Raw genomic sequence first — 23,196 nt, 5'->3', positions numbered from 1 at the left:
CGTCACCTCACGAAACGCCCCGGCAGATTACTCGGTTCACCGGGGCACCGGCAGTCAGGAGGGCGGACCGGGCGGGAACGGCACGTCCGTGAGGACCGGCACGACCCAGCTCTCCTCGTGGTCCAGGTGGGCGGTGAGGAGCCGCGCCAGGGTGTCGAACTCCGTGAGGAACGCCTCGGGATCGGCGGTCGTGACGTCGTCGAGGAGCGCGAGGAGGCGTTCCTTGACGCGGGCCATCTCGCGGTGCTCGGCGCCGAGCCGGGCGAGGGGTTCGCGCAGGTGGGGGTGGTGTTCCACGACGCCGGGGAAGACGTGCTCGTCCTCGGCGGTGTGGTGGAAGGTGAGCGCGTCGCAGAACTCCAGGCAGCGCTGGCGGATCTGCAGGCCGAGGCCGGGCGCGGGCGGTGTGCCGGGGCCCTGGTGGGCGGCGCGGTCGGCGAGGTGCGCCGCGGCCTCGGCCCGGAGGTGGCCGAGCTGCTCGCGCAGCCAGTCGTGGACCTCAAGAAGCTTGTCGGCGAGGGTGCGGACCTCGCGGGGGCGCGGGGTGCCGGTGGGCGTGGGCGTGGACATGCGGAAGTGATCTCCAGACAGGGTGGCGCGTCCGCGCGTGCGTGACGGAACTGACGGACGCGGTGCAGAGAAGAAAGGGGGAAGGGGGCGCGCGGGCGCACCGGGGCCCGGAAACGAGCGCGGGTACGCGGTCGCGACCACGTCGAATGCCGTGCCGCGCCGGGTACGCCGTTTCCTCGGATACGGCGCTGCGCCGGGTACGCGGCTACGTCAGCCGCAGCGCGGCGACGCGATGCTGAGTGAACGCAAGGTCATGTCCCTTGGTGAAGGTGCTCGCCCGGTCCTGGGCCCGCCCACTGCTCTTCGGCCCAGGCCACGCGGCACGCGCACCATTACAGACACCGGTCCCGCGCCCTGTCAACGCGGGACCGGTGTGCCGTGCGGCACGCGGCGGAAGGCGTCCGCGCGCTCAGCGGCAGGCCGCCGCGATCGCCGCCGTGTCCCAGTAGAACGGCCGCACCTCGCGGATCCTGCCCTCCTCCACGGTGATGGCCTGGAGGATCGGGAAGGCGATGGCGCGGCCGGTGGCCCGGGCGCGGGCGCGGATGTCGCTGTGCACGCAGACCGTCCGGCGCGCTCCGGTGCCGCCCTCCGCGAGGAACTCCTGCCGCACGATGTCGAACTCCGCCCAGGTGTCGGCCATCGCGAGGAAGAACCGCTCCAGGCCCTCGTGCCCCCGCCAGGTGCCGCCGTACGGCAGGCCGTCCGCCTGGTGCAGGACGACGTCGGGCGCGAAGTGGGGCGCGAGCGGGGCGAAGGAGGCGCGGCCGGGACCGCCCGCGGCCAGATAGCGGGTCTCGGCTGCGTACATGGCGCTCAGCACGGAGCGGGCGTCGGCGGGTGCCGCGGTGGAGGGCGCGGTGGGTGCCGCGACGGCGGGCGTGGTGGGTGGCGTGGTGGTCATGGGGCGAGGGTGCCCCGTGGTCGCGCCGCGCGCTGGCGGTCCTCGGACACGCACTTCGAACACACACCTGGGCCGGGCACCTCGGCCGGGCACCTCGGAGGTGCCTCTCGGCCGGGCACCTCGGAGGTGCCTCTCGGCCGGGCACCTCGGAGGTGCCTCTCGGCCGGGCACCTCGGAGGTGCCTCTCGGCCGGGCACCTCGGAGGTGCCTCTCGGCCGGGCACCTCGGAGGTCTCCCTCGGCCAGGTACGTCGCCACGCGCCTCGGCCCGGCCCGAGGCGTCCGCGCCCCGGTGCGTGGGTCCACGTGCCCGTGGGTGGGTCGGCACCCGCCCGCCCCCGGCCGGATTCCGGACTCCGGCCAGGGCGGGGCGGGTTGCCGCCCTGGGCCCTCACTGATCATCGGGGAGACGAAAAACCCAAGTCAATCCTCGGATTTACTACCATGCCCCCAAGACTCAGCTTGGGTTGAGCCGTAACCAGCCAAACCTAGGGCGATATGACCGATTCCGCCCCGCTATCCGGCTTGTAGCGGATCAGCCGCACACGAGACGCTGCCCAGCACGCCTGCGCCCGACGCAGTGCGCACAGGGCGTCGTCACCAGCCGTTTCCAGGGGAGGGAACGCACCACATGGACATGCACCACTCCAGAGCGCGACGCAGGGCGGGGGCCGTAGCGGCCGTCGCCGCGGTGGGCCTGCTGGCCGCCGTGACCCCGCCGTCGCACGCCGCGTCCGACGCCGGCGGCGAAGGCCCCAGCAGCACGTACATCGTGACGCTCGAACCGGGCACGAAGTCCACGTCCGGCGCGGGCAAGAGCGTCGCCGAGAAGTACGACGCGCGCATCCAGCACACCTACAGCGCGGCGCTCAACGGCTATGCCGTGCGCGCCACCGCCGCCGAGGCGCGCGAGCTCGCGGCCGACCCGTCGGTCACCGGTGTCGTCGCCGACCGGAAGGTCCACGTGGACCTGGGGGCACGGGCCGCGGCCCGGCAGCCGAACCCGCCGTCGTGGGGCCTGGACCGCATCGACCAGAAGAGCCTGCCGCTCGACAAGTCCTACACCGCGCCGCGGTCCAAGGGCGCGGGCGTCACCGTCTACGTCCTCGACACCGGCGTGCGCACCTCGCACAAGGACTTCGGCGGACGGGCCCGCTCCGGCTGGGACTTCATCGGCAACGACTCCGTCGCCCAGGACGCCCACGGACACGGCACGCACGTGGCCGGAACCGTCGCCGGCACGAAGTACGGCGTCGCCAAGAAGGCCAAGATCGTGGCCGTGCGCGTGCTCGACGCGGAGGGCGGCGGCACCCTCGGCGGCATCATCGCGGGCGTCGACTGGGTGACGAGGAACGCGCGGGGGCCCGCCGTCGCCAACATGAGCATCGGCACGCCGGCCTTCGCCCCGCTGGACGCGGCGGTGCGCAAGTCCATCGCGTCCGGCGTCACCTACTCGGTGGCGGCGGGCAACGAGAGCGAGTCCGCGACGCGCTCCTCGCCCGCCCGGGTCAAGGAGGCCCTGACGGTCGGGGCGTCCGACCGGCGCGACAAGCGCCCCTCGTTCTCCAACTACGGCTCGCGCCTGGACCTGTTCGCCCCGGGCGTGGCGATCAAGTCCGCGTCCAACGCGAGCAACACGGCCACGGCGACGTACTCCGGTACGTCGATGGCGGCGCCGCACGTCGCCGGTGCGGCCGCGCTGTACCTCGCCGACCACCGCACGGCCAAGCCCGCCAAGGTCGGCAAGTGGCTCACCGACCGCTCGGCCAAGAACAAGCTGTCGGGCATCGGCGGGGGCTCGCCGAACCGACTGCTCCAAGTTAAGTAGCCCCGACCGGCGGCCCCCGGCAGGAATCCTCACCCCCTGCCGGGGGTCGGGGTCGTAACTCTGCGCGACCCGGCACCCAAGCCTCCCCTTGGCCCTCGGCCGCCCCTCCGCGCTTTCGCTCAAGTTGCACGTGTACGCCTACGGCAGGGCTCGGCGTGTACCCGAACCGAGACATCCCCCTGCTCGTACAGGCTTGTTGTGCTTCACCCGGACAGTCCACGCTTCAGGGACTCGCGACCTGACGCGGCCCGGACACACGGCCGCTGCCCAGGGGAGGGAAGGTCGCGTCCAAGGGGAGGGAACCAGCACATGCAGTCGTCACACACGCGTCGTATACGACGGGTTTCGGCCGTCACGGTCGTCGCTCTCGTCGGCGGCTTCGCCGCCGTCGCCCCGTCGTCGCAGGCCGCGCCCGACACCGCCGAGCACGGCTACGTCGTGACCCTGAAGTCGGACACCCGCGCGGCGTCCGCGGAGGGCAGGGACATCGCGGACGAGTACGGCGTGAAGATCAGCCGCACCTACCGCTCGGCGCTCAACGGCTTCGCCGTCAAGGCCAGCGCCGCCGAGGCCCAGCGGCTCGCCGCCGACCCGTCGGTCAGCGCGGTCAGCCCGGACGTCACGCTCCACACGGACGCGCGCCAGGTCAACCCGCCGTCCTGGGGCGAGGACCGCATCGACCAGGCCAAGCTGCCGCTCGACCGGACGTTCCGCTACCCGAACTCGGCGGGCGCGGGCGTCACCGTCTACGTCATCGACACCGGCGTACGCACCACGCACAGCGAGTTCGGCGGGCGCGCCCGCTCCGGCTTCGACTTCGTCGACAACGACCCGATCGCCGAGGACGGCAACGGCCACGGCACGCACGTGGCCGGGACCATCGCCGGCACGAAGTACGGCGTCGCCAAGAAGGCCAAGGTCGTGGGCGTGCGCGTGCTCAACAACCAGGGCTCCGGCACGCTGTCCGGCGTCATCGCGGGCATCGACTTCGTGACCCGCAACGCCCGCAAGCCCGCCGTGGCGAACATGAGCCTCGGCGGCTCCACCAACGCCCAGCTCGACCAGGCCGTGCGCAACTCCATCAGGTCCGGCGTGACGTACTCCGTCGCCGCCGGCAACTCGGGCCAGCCCGCGAGCGGCACCTCGCCCGCGCGCGTCGCCGAGGCGCTCACGATCGGGGCCACCGACCGCGGCGACACCAGGCCCGCGTTCTCCAACTACGGCCTGAGCGTGGACATGTTCGCGCCCGGCGTGGCCATCAAGTCGGCGGGCATCGCCAACGACAACGCCACCGCGACGCTCTCCGGCACGTCGATGGCGGCGCCGCACGTCGCCGGGGCCGCGGCCCTGTACCTCGCCGACCGGCGCAGCGCGCCGCCGTCCGAGGTGATGCGGATGCTCGTCAACCGCACCGCGAAGAACCGGCTCATCAACGTGGGCCCCGGCTCGCCCAACCGACTGCTCCAGGTCAAGTCGTGACCGTCGCGTAGTCGGCGTCGCACACCGCCGCACCGTGACCCCCGGCAGGCGCACCCCGCCTGCCGGGGGTCCGTCGTTTCCGCGCTGGGGCGGCCGGGTCGCCCGGTCTTCCTGTGACCGGTCTTGTGCATGCCGTTACGCGCGAGTAGTTAACAAAGCGCCGGATTGCCCACCCGAGAAGCGTGGGAAGGCTCCACCGGTACGCGCGTGCACACGTCCGCCGCGTCGGACGCGCACGCGCACCCGCGGAACCCCTCCACAGCCGGAATCCGCCCACGCGCACGCGGAACAGGAGCGGTCATGCCCGAACCCCGCAAGGACGTAGAGGAGTTCACCTCCGTGCCGGTCACCGGAAGGATCCCCATCCTCGCCGTCGAGCCCGTGGTGCTCGGCGGCCGACGCCCCGCCAAGGCCGTCGTCGGCGAGACGTTCCAGGTCAGCGCCACCGTCTTCCGCGAAGGCCACGACGCGGTCGCCGCGAACGTGGTGCTGCGGGACCCGGCCGGGCGCGCGGGCCCCTGGACCCCGATGCGCGAGCTGGCGCCGGGCACCGACCGCTGGGGCGCCGACGTCACGCCCGACGCGCACGGCGACTGGACGTTCGCCGTGCAGGCGTGGAGCGACCCGGTGGCGACCTGGCGGCACCACGCGGAGATCAAGATACCCGCGGGCATCGACACGGGCCTGGTCCTCCTGGAGGGCTCCCGGCTCTACGAGCGCGCCGCCGCCGGGGCGCCCCCCGAACTGCGCGGGCCCCTGCGGGCCGCCGTCGAGGCGCTGCGCGACACCGCACGCGCGCCCTCCGCCCGCCTCGCCGGGGCACTGACCCCCCAGGCGGACGCCGTGCTCGCCGCCCATCCGCTGCGCGAACTCATCACCACCACCTCCGAGTTCCCCCTGCGGGTGGACCGCGAGCGGGCGCTCTTCGGCTCCTGGTACGAGTTCTTCCCCCGCTCGGAGGGCGCGGTGGTCCGCCCGGGCGAGCCACCCGTGTCCGGGACGTTCCGCACGGCCGCGCGGCGGCTCCCGGCGATCGCCGACATGGGCTTCGACATCGTCTATCTGCCGCCCGTGCACCCCATCGGCACGACCTTCCGCAAGGGCGCGAACAACTCCCTGTCGGCCGGGCCGCACGACGTCGGCGTGCCCTGGGGCATCGGCTCCCCCGAGGGCGGCCACGACGCCGTGCACCCGGACCTGGGCACGCTCGACGACTTCGACGCGTTCGTGCGCGAGGCGGGCCGCCTGGGCCTTGAGGTCGCCCTGGACTTCGCCCTCCAGTGCTCGCCCGACCACCCGTGGGTGGAGAAGCACCCCGACTGGTTCGCCCACCGCGCGGACGGCTCCATCGCGTACGCGGAGAACCCGCCGAAGAAGTACCAGGACATCTACCCCCTCCACTTCGACCGGGACAGGGCGGGCATCACCGCCGAGACGATCCGGCTGCTGCGCTTCTGGATGGGGCACGGCGTGCGCGTCTTCCGCGTGGACAATCCGCACACCAAGCCCGTCGCGTTCTGGGAGGAGGTCCTCGCCGACATCCACCGCACGGATCCGGACGTCCTCTTCCTCGCCGAGGCGTTCACGCGGCCCGCGATGCTGCGGACCCTCGCCGCGATCGGCTTCCACCAGTCGTACACGTACTTCACCTGGCGCAACGACAAGAGCGAACTCACCGACTACCTGATGGAGCTGTCCACCGAGACCGCGCACTACCTGCGGCCCAACTTCTTCGTGAACACGCCGGACATCCTGCACGCCTACCTCCAGAACGGCGGGCCGCCCGCCTTCGCGGTGCGCGCCGTGCTCGCCGCCACGCTGTCCCCCACCTGGGGCGTGTACAGCGGCTTCGAGCTGTACGAGAACACTCCGCTGCGCCCCGGCAGCGAGGAGTACCTACACTCGGAGAAGTACGAGCTGCGCCCGCGCGACTGGGCCGCGGCCGAGCGCGAGGGCCGCAGCCTCGCGCCCCTCATCACCCGGCTCAACGCGGCACGGCGCGCCAACGCGGCCCTCGCCCGGCTGCGCGGCCTGCACTTCCACGAGGCGGACAACGACGCGGTGCTCGCGTACTCCAAGACCGTGCGGCACCCCGGCGGCTCGAACACGGTTCTGGTGGTCGTGAACCTCGACCCCCACCACACCCAGGAAGCCACGGTCTCGTTGAACATGCCACAGCTCGGCCTCGACTGGCACGAGTCCGTGCCGGTGCGCGACGAGCTCACCGGCGAGACCTACCACTGGGGCAGGGCCAACTACGTGCGCCTGGATCCGGGCGTCACGCCCGCGCACGTACTCGTCCTGCGACCGTCCTACCGCTGATCGGAGGGTCACCCACACATGATCGTCAACGAGCCCGTCCCGGACACCTTCGAGGACACTCCCGCGAAGGACCGCGATCCGGAGTGGTTCAAGCGCGCCGTCTTCTACGAGGTCCTGGTCCGCTCCTTCCAGGACAGCAACGGCGACGGCATCGGAGACCTCAAGGGCCTCACCGCCAAGCTCGACTACCTCCAGTGGCTGGGCGTCGACTGCCTGTGGCTGCCGCCGTTCTTCAAATCGCCGCTGCGCGACGGCGGTTACGACGTCTCGGACTACACGGCGGTGCTGCCCGAGTTCGGCGACCTCGCGGACTTCGTGGAGTTCGTGGACTGCGCCCACCAGCGGGGCATGCGCGTGATCATCGACTTCGTGATGAACCACACCAGCGACCAGCACCCGTGGTTCCAGGCCTCGCGCAACGACCCCGAGGGCCCCTACGGCGACTACTACGTCTGGGCGGACGACGACAAGCAGTACCAGGACGCCCGGATCATCTTCGTCGACACCGAGGCCTCCAACTGGACCTTCGACCCGGTGCGCAAGCAGTACTACTGGCACCGCTTCTTCTCCCACCAGCCGGACCTCAACTTCGAGAACCCGGCCGTGCAGGAGGAGATCATCTCCGCCCTCAGGTTCTGGCTCGACCTCGGCATCGACGGCTTCCGCCTCGACGCGGTGCCGTACCTGTACGCGGAGGAGGGCACCAACTGCGAGAACCTCCCCCGCACCCACCACCTCCTCAAGCGGGTGCGCGCCGAGATCGACGCGCACTACCCGGACACCGTGCTCCTCGCCGAGGCCAACCAGTGGCCCGAGGACGTCGTGGACTACTTCGGCGACTTCGAGCACGGCGGCGACGAGTGCCACATGGCGTTCCACTTCCCGGTGATGCCGCGCATCTTCATGGCCGTCCGCCGCGAGTCGCGCTACCCCGTCTCGGAGATCCTCGCCAAGACCCCGCGCATCCCCTCCGGCTGTCAGTGGGGCATCTTCCTGCGCAACCACGACGAGCTGACCCTGGAGATGGTCACCGACGAGGAGCGCGACTACATGTACGCGGAGTACGCCAAGGACCCGCGCATGCGCGCCAACATCGGCATCCGCCGCCGCCTGGCGCCCCTCCTCGACAACGACCGCAACCAGATCGAGCTGTTCACCGCGCTGCTGCTGTCCCTGCCCGGCTCGCCGATCCTCTACTACGGCGACGAGATCGGCATGGGCGACAACATCTGGCTCGGCGACCGCGACGCGGTGCGCACCCCCATGCAGTGGACACCCGACCGCAACGCGGGCTTCTCGTCCTGCGACCCCGGCCGCCTCTACCTGCCCACGATCATGGATCCGGTCTACGGCTACCAGGTCGCGAACGTCGAGGCGTCCATGTCCTCGCCGTCCTCGCTCCTGCACTGGACCCGCCGGATGATCGAGATCCGCAAGCAGAACCCGGCGTTCGGCCTCGGCTCGTACACCGAACTGCCCTCGTCGAATCCGGCCGTTCTCGCCTTCCTGCGGGAGGCGCCGTCCACCGCCGCCGACGGCGGGGACGGCGACGACCTCGTCCTGTGCGTGCACAACTTCTCCCGCTTCGCCCAGCCGACCGAGCTCGATCTGCGGGTCTTCAACGGCCGCCATCCGGTCGAGCTGATCGGCGGGGTGCGCTTTCCGGCCATCGGCGAACTGCCGTACCTGCTCACCCTGGCGGGGCACGGCTTCTACTGGTTCCGGCTGCGCGAGGACCCGGCGTAAGGTCGCCGTGACAGTGCTGTGAACCCGCCCGCGGCAGGCGTGAGGCACGCCGCACCGGGCACTCGCCCACGGCACGCCCTTGCCCGGCACCCCCGGCACCTCCCCTTGACACCCCCCGTCGAGGGCGCGGAAAGGACACGACGCCATGTCGGAAGCCGCCACCCGCCCCAGTGCCCACGCCGGCGCGCTGATCGCGTCGCTCGACCCGCTGCTGCGCGGCTGGCTGCCGCGCCAGCGGTGGTTCGCGGGCAAGGGCCGTCCCGTCACGGGCTTCGAGCTGGTGTCGGCGGTGGAACTCCTGCCGCCGGGGGCGGACATCGGCCTCCTCCACCTGCTGATCCGGGTGCGCCAGCCGCTGCTCGCGGGCCCGGACACGGCGGCCGACCACGAGCTGCCCGCCGACTGCTACCAGCTCCTGATAGGGGTGCGGGCCGAGCTGCCGCCGCCGCTCGCGCCCGCGCTCATCGGCCACGTCACCGAGGGCGCCCTCGCGGGCCTGACCGTGTACGAGGCGCTGCTCGACCCGCGCCTGACCGGGCTGCTCCTGGAGCGCCTGCGGATGCCGGGGCGGCTCGGCGTGCTGCGCTTCGCGCGCGCCGAGCACAGCGACATACCGCCCGCGCTCGCCCCGCGCACGTGCAGCGTCGAGCAGTCCAACTCCTCGCTCGTGTACGGCGACGCATTCATCCTGAAGCTGTTCCGCCGGGTGGTGCCCGGCGTCAACCCCGACCTGGAACTGCCGCTCGCCCTGGCCCGGCAGGGCTGCGCCCGCGTGCCCGCGCCCGCCGCCTGGCTGACGGCCGAGGGCGCCGACGAGCCGCTGGTGCTCGGCGTCCTCCAGCCCTATGTGCGCGGCGCGGGCGACGGCTGGGAGCTGGCCCTGAAGGCCCTGGCCAAGGGCGAGGACTTCGGCGCCGAGGCCCGGGCCCTCGGCCGCGCCACCGCCGAGGTGCACGCGGCCCTCGCCACGGCCCTGCCCACCGTCTCGCTCGGCCGCGCCCAGGTGGACCTGCTCGCCCGGGGCATGACGGAGCGCCTGGAGGCGGCCGCCCGCGCGGTGCCCGCCCTGCGCCCGTACGAGCCCGCGCTGCGCACCGCGTACCAGGCGCTCGCCGACCTCGGCACGCACAGCGGCACCGCGTGGACGGCCCAGCGCGTCCACGGCGACCTGCACCTGGGCCAGTGCCTGCGGGCGCCGTCCGGCACCTGGTCCCTCATCGACTTCGAGGGCGAGCCCGCGCGGCCGCTCGCCGAGCGCCGCATGCCGCAGCCCGCGGTCCGCGACGTCGCGGGCATGCTGCGCTCCTTCGACTACGCCGCCCGCTCCTTCCGCCCCTGGTCACCCCGCTGGGCGGACGCCTGCCGGGCCGCGTACTGCACCGGCTACGCCGACGTCTCGGGCCGCGACCCGCGCACCGAGCCGGTGCTCCTGCGCGCCCACGAGACCGACAAGGCGGTCTACGAAGCGGTGTACGAGGCCCGCCACCGCCCCGACTGGCTGCCGGTCCCGCTGGCCGCCCTCGACCAGCTCGCCGCGGACGCCGCGGGCCCGCGCCGCTCCGGCGACGTCCGCTGACCCCCGATCGCCACGCCCTTCGCCCGCCCTTCGGACAGGAGGCCGCCTCCGTGACCCGCCGTCCCCCCTCCTCCGCCCCGCAGAACGAACCAGAACCGGAGGTCACGCCCCCGCGCAAGCCGGCCGCCAAGCGGGCCAAGCCGTCGAAGACGCCCCAGGCGGCGAAGCCCGCCCGGCCGAAGAAGACGGCCGCCGCGAAGGCGAAGTCCCCGGCGAAGGCGCCGGCGCAGACCGTGGCGCCGACCCCGGAGAAGCCCTCGCGGGCACCGGAACCCCCGTCCCCCTCGGACCCACCGGCCCCCTCGCCCGTGCCCGAGGCCGACCGCGTCCGGCTCCTGACCGGCACGCACCACGACCCGCACGGGGTGCTCGGCGCGCACGCCGTGCCCGGCGGGGTGGCGTTCCGCGCCCTGCGGCCGTACGCGCGCGCCGTGACCGCCGTCGTCGGGGACCTGCGCGCCGAGCTGCTCGACGACGGCGACGGCTTCTTCTCGGCCGTGCTCCCGCTGCGCGACGTCCCCGAGGACTACCGCCTGGACATCGCGTACGACGAGTCGCGGTGGGACACCCCCGACGCGTACCGGTTCCTGCCCGCGCTCGGCGAGTTCGACCTGCATCTGATCGGCGAGGGGCGGCACGAGCAGCTGTGGGAGGCGCTCGGGGCGCACCCGATGACGCACCAGGGCGTCATCGGCACCCGCTTCACGGTGTGGGCGCCGAACGCGCTCGGCGTGCGCGTCGTCGGGAACTTCAACTACTGGGACGGCACCGGCTTCCCGATGCGGTCGCTCGGCGGCAGCGGCGTGTGGGAGCTGTTCGTGCCCTCGGTCGGCGAGGGCGAGCTGTACAAGTTCCAGATCACCCGGCCCGACGGCAGCATGACCTTCCGCGCCGACCCGCTGGCCCGCCGCACGGAGGCGCCCCCGGCGAACTCCTCCGTCGTGCACACCTCGCACCACGTGTGGCGGGACGAGGAGTGGCTGCGCCGCCGCCAGGAGGCGCCCGTGCACCGGGCGCCGTTCTCCGTGTACGAGGTGCACCTGCCGTCCTGGCGCCCGGGCCTCACCTACCGCCAGCTGGCCGAGCAGCTCCCCGCCTACGTCGGCGACCTGGGCTTCACGCACGTGGAGCTGATGCCGGTCGCCGAACACCCCTTCGGCGGGTCCTGGGGCTACCAGGTCACCGGCTTCTACGCGCCGACGGCCCGGCTCGGCACCCCCGACGACTTCAAGTACCTGGTGGACGCGTTGCACCGGGCCGGGATCGGCGTGCTCATGGACTGGGTGCCCGCGCACTTCCCGCGCGACGACTGGGCGCTCGCGGAGTTCGACGGGCGGCCGCTGTACGAGCACGAGGACCCGGCGCGGGCGGCCCACCCCGACTGGGGCACCCTCGAATTCGACTACGGCCGGGCGGAGGTGCGCAACTTCCTGGTGGCCAACGCCAGTTACTGGTGCGAGGAGTTCCACATCGACGGCCTGCGCGTGGACGCCGTCGCCTCCATGCTGTACCTGGACTACTCGCGCGAGCACGGCCAGTGGACGCCGAACGTGCACGGCGGCCGCGAGAACCTGGACGCGGTGGCCTTCCTCCAGGAGATGAACGCCACCGTGTACCGCCGCTCGCCGGGCGTGGTCACCATCGCCGAGGAGTCCACGGCGTGGGACGGCGTGACCCGCGCGACCCACCACATCGGCCCCGGCGGCTTCGGCGGCCTCGGCTTCGGCCTGAAGTGGAACATGGGCTGGATGCACGACTCGCTGGGCTACATGACGAAGGACCCCGTCCACCGCAAGTACCACCACCACGAGATGACGTTCTCGATGGTGTACGCGTACAGCGAGAACTACGTGCTGCCCATCTCGCACGACGAGGTCGTGCACGGCAAGCGGTCCCTGGTGTCGAAGATGCCCGGCGACTGGTGGCGGCAGCGGGCGAACCATCGGGCCTACCTGGGCTTCATGTGGGCCCACCCCGGCAAGCAGCTCCTCTTCATGGGGCAGGAGTTCGCGCAGGGCGCGGAGTGGTCGGAGAGCCACGGCCCCGACTGGTGGCTGCTCGATCCCGCGTACGGGGCGGAGGCGGACCACCGGGGCGTACGGGACCTGGTCCGCGACCTCAACACCCGCTACCGGGCCGAGCCCGCCCTCTGGCAGCGGGACACCGAGCCGGGCGGCTTCGCCTGGGTGCTCGGCGACGCCGCCGAGGACAACGTCTTCGCCTTCCTGAGGTACGGGACCGAGGGCACCTCCCCCCTGCTCTGCGTCTCCAACTTCTCCCCCGTGGTCCGGCACGCGTACCGGATCGGGGTGCCGGACGGCGTCACCGCGTGGGTGGAGGTCCTGAACACCGACGCGGAGGCGTACGGCGGCACCCACACCCTCAACCCCGACCCCCTGAAACCCACCCCCGACCCGGCCCACAGCCACCCCGCCTCCCTGCTCCTCTCCCTCCCGCCCCTGACCACGGTCTGGCTCCGCCCGGCCTGAACGGCGTCAGCGAGACGTCAGCGGGACGACGAGGCGACCGGGATGGCCGGCTCCGTCCCGCTACGAGCCCGGCCGGGGCAAGGAGCGGGACGCGGGGTCAGCCGGCGGTGAGGCCCGGGGGCAGGGTGTCCGGCAGGTCCGTCGTGTGGAGCAGGGCCAGGCGCTGGGTGGGGCGGGTCAGGGCCACGTACAGGTCGCTGACGTCGAAGCGGGACGGCTCGACCACGAACACCGTGTCGAATTCGAGGCCCTTGGCCTGCCGGGGGTCGATGAGGACGAGGGGCCGGGTGAGGTCGGGCACCTCCCCCGCGGTCACGCCGGGCAGCTTCAGGGCGAGCTCCTCGTGGAGGTCACGGGGAGCGATGACCGCGAGCCGCCCCTCGGCGGGGGCCGCCGCGACGGCCTCCGCGACGGCGGCCGCGAGCTCGCCGTCGGGCACGCGCCGCGCCCAGGGCTCCGCTCCGGTGGCCCGGACGGACCGGGGCGGCTCGAAGCCGGACCGCCCGGCCCTGCGGGGGACCTCCGCCGCGAGGGCCATGATCTCCGCGGGGGTGCGGTAGTTGACGCCGAGCCGCGCGAACTCCCACCGGTCCTCGACGAAGGGCGCGAGGATGTCCGCCCAGGAGCCGACGCCCCCGGCCTCCGCCGTCTGCGCGGGGTCGCCGACGAGCGTCATGGACCGCGTCGGGGAGCGCCGCATGAGCAGCCGCCAGGCCATCGCGGACAGCTCCTGCGCCTCGTCGACGACGATGTGTCCGAACGCCCAGGTCCGGTCGGCGGCGGCCCGCTCGGCCGCGCTGCGGTGGTCGGCCTCCTCGTGCCGCTCGGCCATCCGCTCGGCGTCGATGATGTCGTGCGCGAGCAGGACCTCGGCGTCCTCCTCGTCCTTGTCCTCGAACTCGTACGTACGGGACGCGTACGACACGTCGAGCACGCCCTGCGCGTAGGCGACCTGCCGCTGCCGCTCCGCCTCCGCGCGGGCCCGGGCCGCGCTGTCGTCCTTGCCGAGCAGCTCGGCGGCCTCGTCGAGCAGGGGGACGTCGGCGGGCGTCCAGGGTGCGCCGGGGGCCCGGCGCACGGCGGCGGCGTCCGCGACGGACAGGTGGACGGGCTCCTGTAGATAGTCGGTGACGAACCGCTGCGGGGTGAGCGCGGGCCACAGCTCCTCGATCGCCGCGTGCACCTCGGCGCTGGCCGCGATGCCCTTGCCGAGCTGGGCGATGTCGTCGGGCCCGAGGAAGTTGGGCCCGCCGTACGGGTCGTGGCCGATGCGCTCGGCGAGCTGCGCGGTGAGCGCGTCGATGATGTGGAAGGCGAACGTGGGCCGCGCGAGGTTGTGCGGCAGGTCGGCCTCGCGGGCCGCGGCGCGCGCCTCGTAGGCGATCTCCCAGTCCAGGACGAGGTCGCCGTCGTCGTGCTCGACGATCAGCGGCGCCCCGGGCTCGGGCAGCCGCTGGCGGTCCTCAAGCGCCCTCTTGAGCACGTCGGCCATGGCGGCGCGGCCCTTGACCTCGGCCGCGGCGGGCGTGTCCGTGCCGGTCGCCGTGACGCCCGGGAACAGTTCGCCGAGCGAGGCGAGCAGCACCCCGGTCTCGCCGAGCGCGGGCAGCACGTCGCTGATGTAGCCGAGGAAGGCCGGGTTGGGCCCGACGATCAGGACGGCGCGCTTGGCGAGCAGCTCCCGGTGCGCGTACAGCAGGTACGCGGCGCGGTGCAGGGCGACGACGGTCTTGCCGGTGCCGGGGCCGCCCTCGACGACCAGGACGCCCCGGTGCGGGGCGCGGATGATGCGGTCCTGCTCCGCCTGGATGGTCTGCACGATGTCCTGCATGCGGCCGGTGCGCGCGGAGCCGAGCGCGGCGAGCAGCACCTCGTCGGCGTCGGCGCTCTCGTGCCCGGTGCGCGTGGCGTCGTCGAGGTCGAGGATCTCGTCGTGCAGGCCGGTGACCTCGCGGCCCCGGGTGGTGATGTGCCGCCGTCTGCGCAGCCCCATCGGGGTGTGCCCGGTGGCGAGGTAGAAGGGGCGCGCGACGTCCGCGCGCCAGTCGATGACGAGCGGCGTGCGCTCCGTGTCGGAGGCGCGGATGCCGATCCGCCCGATGTGGTGGTCGCGGCCGTCGCGGAACGCGAGCCGCCCGAAGCACAGCCCGTTCTCGCTGGAGTCGAGCGCGGCGAGCAGCCCGGACCGCTCGGCCACCAGTACGTCGCGCTCCAGGCGCGCCTGCAGGCCGTTGCCGACCTGCTGGAGCGACGCGCTCACGGCGGACTCGGCCTCCGCGCGCAGCGCGTCGAGGCGCGCGTACAGCCCGGAGACGAATTGCTGCTCTTCCCGCAATTCCTCGGTTGACAATTCAGCCCCTCGCCAGATACAGTGCCGTTATACAGATTCCCGCAGTACTCGTGCGCCCAAATGCGCAGGGTAATGCGAAAGAATCCACTATACGCAGAGAAAAGCCCCGGACGTCAATGACGCCCGGGGCTTTTCTCCTGTTCAGGCACCGACTTCGGCAGGTCGGCCGCGTCCGGCCGCCGCGGGGCTCAGAGCACGCCCGCCCCCGTCAGTTCCGCCACCAGCTTCCGCTTCGCCCGGGCCCCGACGGACTGCCACACCGGCTCGCCGTCGCGGAACACCATCAGCGTCGGCGTGGACAGCACGCCATAAGCGACCGTCGTCTCCGGATTGCGGTCCACGTCGATCCGCACCACCTTCAAACGCTCCGCCTCCTCCGCGGCCAGCGCGCCGAGCACCGGCGTCAGCTGCCGGCACGGCCCGCACCACTCGGCCGTGAACTGCACGAGCACCGGCCGCTCGCCGCTCAGCACCTCGCATCCGAAATCGCCGTCCGTCACCTCGGCCACGCCTTCGGTCCGCACACCGCTCATGTCCGTCCACCCCTCACGTCGCTCAGTTCGCACCGCGGCTCCGGACCGCCCGGAGCCTCCGCGTCGGCGGCCAGTTCCGCCAGCGCGCGCTCGGCCCGCGCCAGCTGCGCGCCGACCTGCGCGCGCACCGCGCCCAACGCGTCGATCAGGGCGTCGAGCTCGGCCAGCTTGTCGCGGTACACCGCGACCGACGCCGGACAGGAGTCCCCCGCCGGGTGCCCGGACCGCAGGCACTCCACGAACGGCCGGGTCTCCTCCAGGTCGAAGCCGAAGTCCTGGAGCGTCCTGATCTGCTCCAGGAGCCGGACGTCGGCCTCGTCGTAGGTGCGGTGGCCGTGGCCGTCGCGCCGCGCGGGCAGCAGCCCGCGCGACTCGTAGTACCGCAGGGCCCGCGTGGTCGTTCCCACGCGGGACGCCAGTTCGCCGATGCGCATGCCGCGACCGTAACCCTTGACGTCGGCGTCAAGGCCAGCCCCCGCGACCGGAGGGCCTCAGGGCTTGCGGACCGCCTCCACCGTGGCCGTCCAGTTGTCGGCGCCGTGGCCGAGGTCGACGCCGCGCCGGGCCACCGCGTTCACGGCGCGCAGCACCGAGACGTCGAGGCCGCGGCGCTCGGCGGCGTGCACGACGTGGTCGATGCCCGCCACCTCCATCGCGAGGTTCGCCTCCGCGCCCGGATAGCTGCCGGCGTCGATCTGCTCCGCCATGCCGTCCACGAGGGAGGTGACGAGACCTGCGTTGGCCTTGATGAAGGGCGCGACCGCGGCGGCCGGGACGCCGTCCGCCGCCGCCAGCGCGAAGGCGTGCACGACGCCGGACATCGCGGTCCAGAAGTAGTCGAGCAGCGACAGGTCGTAGACGGCGGCGAGGCCGTGGTCCGCGCCGACGTACGTCGTGTGCCCGCCGAGCGCCTTGAGCGTCTGCTCGTGCTGGTCGTACGCGGCGCGCGGGCCCGCGTGGAAGAGCAGCGCGTCCGGCGTGCCGATGACGGGCGTGGGCACCATCACCGCGCCGTCCAGATAGTCGATGCCCGCCGCGGCGGCCCAGGCGGCGGCTTCGCGGGCGCGCTCCGGGGTGTCGGAGGTGAGGTTCACCAGGGTGCGCCCGGCGAGGTCGGCGGCGAGGGGTTCGAGGACGGCCGCCGAGGCGTCGTAGTCGACGACGCACACGACGACCAGGTCGCTCGCGCGCACGGCATCGGCGGCGCTCGCCGCGCGGACGGCGCCCCGGGCGACGAGGTCCTCGCCCTTGCCCGCGGAGCGGTTCCAGACGGTCGTCGGGTGGCCGGCGTCGAGGAAGGCACCGGCGAGGGCCCGGCCCATGGCGCCGAGGCCGATGACGGTGACGGGGGTCTTGGGGTGGGTGTCGTTCTGCATGCCTCCATGCTTGGTGAGTACGGAGGGCACCACAAGTACCGACTATTTTGTGCGGTACTCACCAATTGGTAAGCATGGATGGCGTGTCAGCGCAGCGGGCGGTACGACGCCCTGGTGAAGTATCCGCCGCCGTTGTCGCCGAGGCGCCCGGGGCCGGGGAGGCGGTCGGGCAGGTCCCCGGCGCCGAGACCGGGGCCGCCGCCGGGGCCGTCGTCGTCCCCGTACCCGCCGCCGTGTCCGTCGTCGCCGTCGTCCTCCTCGCCGTCCTCGTCGTCCTCGTCGTCGCCCGGTACGCCGAGCAGGCGGCGCGTCAACAGGTCGCGGTCCGAGAGGAGTTCGTCCAGGGCGGTGCGGACGTCGCTCACCTCCGTGCGCGGCGCGTCACGCTCGGCGGCGATGAGGACCGCGCGCCGGACGAGCTCCTTGGTGAAGGACGCCGTGGTGCCCGCCATGCGCTCGACGATCTCCTCGGCGACCTCGTCGTCCAGGCCGAGCCCGCCGCCGTACAGGGCGAGGAGCCTGCGGCGGCCCTCCGCGTCGGGCAGCGGGATCTCCACCGCGAGGTCGACGCGGCCGGGGCGCTGCACGAGGGCGGGCTCCAGGAGGTCGGCGCGGTTGGTGGTGAGCAGGAAGGCCACGTCGGCGTCGTCGCCGAGGCCGTCCATCTCGTTCAGGACCTGGAAGAGCAGGGGCTGTTCGCCGTCCCCGTAGTCCCGGGCCTCGGCGATCAGGTCGCAGTCCTCCAGGACGACGAGGGCGGGCTGGAGCATGCGGGCGAGCGCGCAGGCCGGGCCGATCGCCCTGATCGTGACGCCGGAGAGCAGGACGACGGTGAAGTCGGGCATGCCGGAGAGCAGATACCGGACGGTGTGGGTCTTGCCCGTTCCCGGCGGCCCGTACAGGAGCAGGCCGCGCCGCAGGTGCTGGCCCGCGGCGAGCAGCCGCTCGCGCTGCCGGGCCACGCCCACGACGTGCCGCTCGACGCGGTCGAGGAGCCCGTCGGGCAGGACGATGCCCTCGCGGTCCAGGTCCGGACGCCGGTGGAAGCGGAACGGGCCGAGCCCGTCGCTGAAGTCGCCGCCCTCGAAGGACAGGACCTGGCCCCGCAGCACGTTGAGCTCGCGCACCAGGCCGTCGATCCCGGCGAGCAGCCGCTTGGCGGTGTCGCGGTCCTCCGCGAGGACTTCGAGCTGGACCTTGTCGTTGCCGTACTCGTCGCTCGGGCCGCGCAGGAGCACGACGCAGCGCTCCTCGCGGCCGTCCTCGGCGCGCTCGGTGCCGAGGTAGAACCCGAAGGACACACAAGCGAGTTCGGCGTCCGGGGAGACGGGCAGGTGCGCGTAGTCGACGGCGCCGATCACGAACCTGTCGTAGCGGCTCGCGGATTCGAGGATCTCGGAGAGCGTGTAGTGACCGCGCTGGTCGGCGCCGGTCATGCCGATCAGTTCGTACGCGCGCGACTCGGCGGCGAACCAGCGCTCCAGGGCGAGGTGCACGTTCGGATGGTCGTAGGGCGCGTAGGCGGCCTTCACCACCGGGGTCCGGCCCGGCTCGACGCCGAGGTGGGCGCGCAGGCGCGCGGTGAGGTCGCGCTCGCCGCCGCGCTCGGCGCGCGGGCGCCGCGCCACGGCCTCGACGAACTTCGTGAACAGCTCGCTGACCCGCTCCAGCTCGGCCTGTTCGCTTCCCGGCGCGCCCTCGTCGCCGGGGCCGCTGGAGACGATCCGTGTGGTCATGGGTGAACTCCCCCGTCGCGCCACGGCCGCTGGTCGGGCGGCCCGGTGATGCTCAGCGTGGCCGCGCCCGTTCGCCGCCGTCAACGCGATTTCAGGGGCGGAGGGCGCGGGGGTTGCGTACCAGCCACGCGTGCAGCTCGCTGTGGCGGAACTGGTAGTCGCCGCCGACGATGCGCAGGAGTCCGGCGTGGTACGCCCAGGTGGTGAAGGCGTCGGTGCGTGGCGGGACGCGGCCCAGGAGCGCAGCGGCGAGCCACAGCAGCAGGACGTCGAGCAGAACGCCCGCGCTCACCGCCACCCAGATCACGGCCACGCCGACGACACCGGCGAACCCGAGGAGGCCCTCCCCCGCCACGCCCACCGCGTACGGGACGACCACCATGGCGAGCCACCCGGGCAGCCGCAGCACGCGCCCGGCGCGCCGCACCCCGCGCCAGGTCCGCGCCGCCGAGCCCGACCCGAGGAACAGACAGCCGAAGACGTAGTAGGCGACGAACCCCACCGCGGCGCCGCCCCACGGCCCGCCGCCGGGCCCGATGCTCTCGGGCACCGTCGCCACCAGGTACATGCCGACCCCCGTTGCGAGGGCGAAGCCCGTGGCGCCGGTCGAGTCCACCAGGAAGGCTCCGACGGTCCAGAAGCCGATGAAGGAGACCATGAGCACCGGCAGGGTGTGGACCTCTTCCGTCATCAACCCCATCGCCCAGGCCATCGAGGGCAGCAGCACGCACCCCGCGAGGCTCCCGCCGTCCGTGTGGGCGACCGTGTTCTCGCTCCCCGCGAGGGCCAGGCAGGCGCCGAAGCAGGCGGCGGCGCCCGCCACGTACGACGTGGGCTCGGGGACCCACGCCAGCCAGCCCGCGACCGGGCTCGCGGCACCGACGACGAGCAGGACCGGCAGCAGGAGGGCCCAGGACGCTATCTCCCCCCACAGCGCGGTGAACTGCCAAAGACGTCGGCCCAGGCTCAGGCGGGAGCCGCGCACCCGCTCCGGCGGTGCGAAGGTCAGCGCGTCGGTCACCGCCGCCACGAACAGGGCTCCGGCGAGCGCTCCCACCACCCCGGCCACCACCGTGGACGCCACGACGCCGTGCACGTGGTCCCACCAGCGGGCGGGGAAGAGCCCTTCCGCGGACCGCCCCCACACGAGCGCCGCCCCGAGCACCAGCGTCATGACCGCGCCCCCGAGCACCCGCGCCGACGCCACCCCGAGCGCCTCGCCGATCGACGAGAGCTTCCCTTCCTCCCCGGCCATGTGGTGCAGCCACTGGTGCACGCGGGCGGGCTCGTACTCCGCCTGACGGCCCCAGGGCGACTCCGTCGCGACGACCCGCTGCCGGGCCTGGCGCGCCGCCGCGTTCGCGGCCCGCGTGGCCGCCGGGATGTAGTGGGCCAGGAGGTGCTCGCGGACCTCGTCCGCCGTCGCGAGGTGCGCCAGGGGCTGGGCCTGGCCCTGGGCGGCCTCCCCGTACACGGCGTACGCGAGCCCCAGGTAGAAGGGCGAGCTGAGCGACTGGGCCACGGCCTCGCCCGCGCCGTCGAGCAGCGCGTCCAGCGGCGAGCCCCGGCCGTCGGACCGCTTCTCGACGTAGGAGCGGGCCTCGTCGACGTCGACGCCCGCGATGCGCAGCAGCGCCGACTGCCGCAGCCAGGCGTAGCGCTCGGACAGCTCCGTGTAGCGCTGGGCGCGGCAGGTCAGCACGACGGGCGCGCTGCCGTCCACGGACTCGTAGGCGTTCAGCTCGTCCAGGGCCCGCTGCGCGCGGCCCGGCTCCGGCCCGGTGACGTCCGCGTCCATCTCGTCGAGACCGTCGAGTACGGGGATGACGAGGCGGCGCGCGACGAGGTCCGCGGCGGTGCGCTCGCGCAGGCCGTACACCTTCACCAGGCTGTCCGTCAGCCAGCGTTCGAAGCCGCCCACGGTCCGCCAGCGGCCCCACCAGCGCCGGCGGCTGCGCGGTGCGGGCAGGTCCCCGATGGCCAGCCGCACGGGCACCGCGTCGGCGGGCCCGCGCGCGGCGAGCAGCCGGACCACGAGGTGCACGGCGAAGACCGTCTTCCCCGCGCCGGGCGCCCCGGTGACGACCAGGCGGCCCGGCGCGGCGCAGTACCAGGCCGCCACGTCGGAGAGCCGCTGCGGCCCCGGCGGTTCGGCGCCGCCCTGCCGGGGTGTCACCTCGACGCGCAGGTCGATCAGGTGGGCGCCGCCGCCGAGCATGTGCGCGCGCTCGGCGACCTCGATCTCGCGCACCGCCCCGGCGAGGGAGTCGAGCGCGGCGGCGCGGGCGTCCGTCGCCTGCTGGAGGCGGAGCGCGCTGAGGCTGACGGCCGCGCCGACGAGGATGCCCAGGATGCCGACGGGAAGCCCCAACACCCCGGAGACGTCCTGGGGTTGGAGCCCTCCGCGGGCCACGGACAGGCCCGCCCAGACGCAGCCCGCGAGCAGGACCACGACGCCGCCGCCGAGCAGCAGGCGGATGCCCGCGGGACCGGGCCTTCCCGTTTCCATGGGTCAGCATGATGGCAAGGCGCTGATCGCCGGGCCACCGGTTCGACGAGGTCGCGCGGCCCCGGTGTCAGGGCTGTGACACGGGTTCCTTCGCGGTGTCGGGCGCGGTCGCGGCCGCGTCGCGTGCGGGCTCCTTGGGCGTCTGGCGCTTCCTCGGCAGGAGGACGGCCACGATCAGCGTGCCGACGCCGAGGACGACCGCGCCGATCAGGCTGGTGTGGGCCACCGCGTCGGAGAACGAGGTGCCCACGGCGTGCTTCATCTGCTCGGCCCCCTGGGCGAGTTCGGCGGCCTGGGCCTTCAGTTCGGCGGCCTTCCGCGGGGAGCTCGTGCCCGCGGCCTGCTCGCCGAGGCGCCGCGCCTGCTGCCCGATCGCCTGGGCGACGCCGCCGCCCGCGCCGACGGAGTCCTGGGCCTGCGCCAGGGCGGACGCCGGGAGCTTGCTGCCCGCCGTCTCGTCGGCGAGGGCGTCGGCGTACGAGGTGCCGAGGACCGAGCCGAGGACGGCGATGCCGAGGGAGCCGCCCAGTTCGAGCGAGGTGTCGTTGACGGCGCCGCCGACGCCGAGCTCCGACTCGGGGAAGGCGCCCATGATGGCGTCCGTGCAGGGCGAGACCGCGAGCCCCATCGACAGGCCGAGCACGATCAGGGGCAGCACGAAGTCCCCGTACGTGGAGGCCGCGTCGGTGGCCGTGAGCAGGGCCATGGCCGTGGTGCCGCCGACCATGCCCGCGGTGACCATCACCTTCGCGCCGAGCCTCGGCGTGAGGAAGCCGGTGAGCGCGGAGCCGACGAAGACCGCGCCCGCGAGCGGCAGCATGCGCACGCCCGTCTCCAGCGGGTCGTACTCCAGGACGAACTGGAGGTGCTGGGTGAGGAAGTAGAAGGCGCCGAAGGCGGCCACGAAGAACAGGGCCACGGCGAGGTTGGAGCCGCTGAAGCCGCGCCGGGCGAACTTGCGGACGTCCAGGACGGGGCGCGGGTGGCGCAGCTCCCAGCCGACGAAGACGACGAGCCCGACGGCGGCGACCACGGCGGCGCTGACGGCACCGGCGCCCCAGCCGAAGCCGGGCCCCTCGATGATCATGTAGATGAGCGCGCCGATCCAGACGACGGAAAGGAGCCCGCCCACGTAGTCGATGCGCCCCGCCGCCGAGGACTTCGACGGCGGTACGAGGACGAAGGCCCCGGCGATCGCGACGGCCGCCACGGGGACGTCGATGAGGAAGGTCGACGCCCAGCCGTAGTCCCGCAGGAGCACGCCCGCGATCAGCGGGCCCGCGGCGATGGCGATGCCGGAGGTGGCCGCCCAGAGTGTGATCGCCTTGGCCCGCTCCTCGCGCGGGAACGTCGAGGCGAGCAGCGAGAGCGTCGCGGGCATGATCATCGCCGCGCCCACGCCCATCACGCCGCGGGCGACGATGACGGCCGTCGAGCTGTCGGCGAGCGCGCCCGCCGCCGCGCCCGCGCTGAGCACGAGCAGCCCGAGCACGAGCGCGCCACGCCGGCTGTACTTGTCGCCGATGGCACCGAAGAGCAGCATCAGGGCGGCGTACGGAACGGTGTACGCGTCGATGACCCATTGCAGGTCGGAGCTGCTGAGGTCGAGGTCGCGGGTCATGTCGGGCGCCGCCACCGTCAGCGCGGTGTTCGCCATGACGGCGATCAGCAGGCTCAGACACAGGACGAGCAGCGCCCACCAGCGGCGGGCGTAGGGCCGGTCCATCCGCTCCACCGGCTCATTGATCAACAAAGGCATCGGGGTCCCTCTCGGAGTAC

At 73.4% G+C, this 23,196-nt stretch carries 14 protein-coding genes and 1 pseudogene; 6 read left to right on the top strand and 9 right to left on the bottom strand.

The features are described 5' to 3' along the window. Positions 1-54 precede the first annotated feature (54 nt). Together MQV74_RS28315 and MQV74_RS28310 are read right to left on the bottom strand one after the other, a co-directional pair. Positions 55-570 (bottom strand): hemerythrin domain-containing protein, encoded by a 516-nt coding sequence (locus MQV74_RS28315; RefSeq protein ID WP_242723819.1) that lies wholly within the window; start codon positions 568-570, stop codon positions 55-57. A gap of 409 nt (positions 571-979) precedes the next feature. After that, positions 980-1,474, bottom strand: coding sequence for a nuclear transport factor 2 family protein (locus tag MQV74_RS28310; protein WP_242723814.1), 495 nt, complete (start codon positions 1,472-1,474; stop codon positions 980-982). 630 nt (positions 1,475-2,104) lie between these two features. Between MQV74_RS28310 and MQV74_RS28305 the strand changes: the two genes are divergently transcribed. The 6 genes and pseudogenes from MQV74_RS28305 (at position 2,105) to glgB (ending at position 12,913) form a co-directional block, all read left to right on the top strand. After that, complete coding sequence (locus MQV74_RS28305) at positions 2,105-3,301, top strand: S8 family peptidase (RefSeq protein WP_242723811.1); 1,197 nt, start codon at positions 2,105-2,107, stop codon at positions 3,299-3,301. Between the two features lie 309 nt (positions 3,302-3,610). Beyond that, positions 3,611-4,780, top strand: coding sequence for a S8 family peptidase (locus MQV74_RS28300; RefSeq protein WP_242723797.1), 1,170 nt, complete (start codon positions 3,611-3,613; stop codon positions 4,778-4,780). Positions 4,781-5,080: 300 nt separating this feature from the next. After that, positions 5,081-7,119: pseudogene (locus tag MQV74_RS28295) on the top strand (alpha-1,4-glucan--maltose-1-phosphate maltosyltransferase); the annotation flags it as partial. Position 7,120: 1 nt separating this feature from the next. Continuing rightward, positions 7,121-8,848, top strand: a complete 1,728-nt coding sequence (gene treS / locus MQV74_RS28290; protein WP_242723793.1) for a maltose alpha-D-glucosyltransferase — start codon at positions 7,121-7,123, stop codon at positions 8,846-8,848. A gap of 145 nt (positions 8,849-8,993) precedes the next feature. Beyond that, positions 8,994-10,424 (top strand): maltokinase N-terminal cap-like domain-containing protein, encoded by a 1,431-nt coding sequence (locus MQV74_RS28285; protein WP_242723778.1) that lies wholly within the window; start codon positions 8,994-8,996, stop codon positions 10,422-10,424. Positions 10,425-10,474: 50 nt separating this feature from the next. Beyond that, positions 10,475-12,913 (top strand): 1,4-alpha-glucan branching enzyme, encoded by a 2,439-nt coding sequence (gene glgB / locus MQV74_RS28280; RefSeq protein ID WP_242723768.1) that lies wholly within the window; start codon positions 10,475-10,477, stop codon positions 12,911-12,913. 97 nt (positions 12,914-13,010) lie between these two features. On the opposite strand, the gene MQV74_RS28275 is transcribed toward glgB, so the two are convergent. The 7 genes from MQV74_RS28275 to MQV74_RS28245 all read right to left on the bottom strand — a co-directional run bounded on the left by MQV74_RS28275 (position 13,011) and on the right by MQV74_RS28245 (position 23,176). Continuing rightward, positions 13,011-15,263, bottom strand: a complete 2,253-nt coding sequence (locus tag MQV74_RS28275; RefSeq protein ID WP_242723762.1) for a HelD family protein — start codon at positions 15,261-15,263, stop codon at positions 13,011-13,013. 188 nt (positions 15,264-15,451) lie between these two features. Continuing rightward, on the bottom strand, positions 15,452-15,796 hold the full coding sequence (locus tag MQV74_RS28270) for a thioredoxin family protein (protein ID WP_278194239.1): 345 nt from the start codon (positions 15,794-15,796) through the stop codon (positions 15,452-15,454). Further along, positions 15,793-16,230, bottom strand: a complete 438-nt coding sequence (locus MQV74_RS28265) for a MerR family transcriptional regulator (RefSeq protein ID WP_242723732.1) — start codon at positions 16,228-16,230, stop codon at positions 15,793-15,795. The genes MQV74_RS28270 and MQV74_RS28265 overlap by 4 nt, the downstream gene beginning before the upstream one ends. Positions 16,231-16,287: 57 nt before the next feature. Then, on the bottom strand, positions 16,288-17,172 hold the full coding sequence (locus MQV74_RS28260) for an NAD(P)-dependent oxidoreductase (RefSeq protein ID WP_242723730.1): 885 nt from the start codon (positions 17,170-17,172) through the stop codon (positions 16,288-16,290). Between the two features lie 86 nt (positions 17,173-17,258). Then, a complete protein-coding gene (locus MQV74_RS28255; protein WP_242723727.1) occupies positions 17,259-18,908 on the bottom strand; it encodes an AAA family ATPase in 1,650 nt (549 codons plus the stop codon). Between the two features lie 91 nt (positions 18,909-18,999). Then, complete coding sequence (locus tag MQV74_RS28250) at positions 19,000-21,417, bottom strand: NACHT domain-containing protein (RefSeq protein ID WP_242723714.1); 2,418 nt, start codon at positions 21,415-21,417, stop codon at positions 19,000-19,002. Between the two features lie 67 nt (positions 21,418-21,484). After that, on the bottom strand, positions 21,485-23,176 hold the full coding sequence (locus MQV74_RS28245) for an MFS transporter (protein ID WP_242723711.1): 1,692 nt from the start codon (positions 23,174-23,176) through the stop codon (positions 21,485-21,487). Positions 23,177-23,196 lie beyond the last annotated feature (20 nt).

This window comes from Streptomyces sp. AN091965, assembly GCF_022698285.1.
In the GTDB taxonomy this organism is placed as follows: domain Bacteria; phylum Actinomycetota; class Actinomycetes; order Streptomycetales; family Streptomycetaceae; genus Streptomyces.
This window is presented reverse-complemented; position numbering and strand designations above follow the sequence as displayed.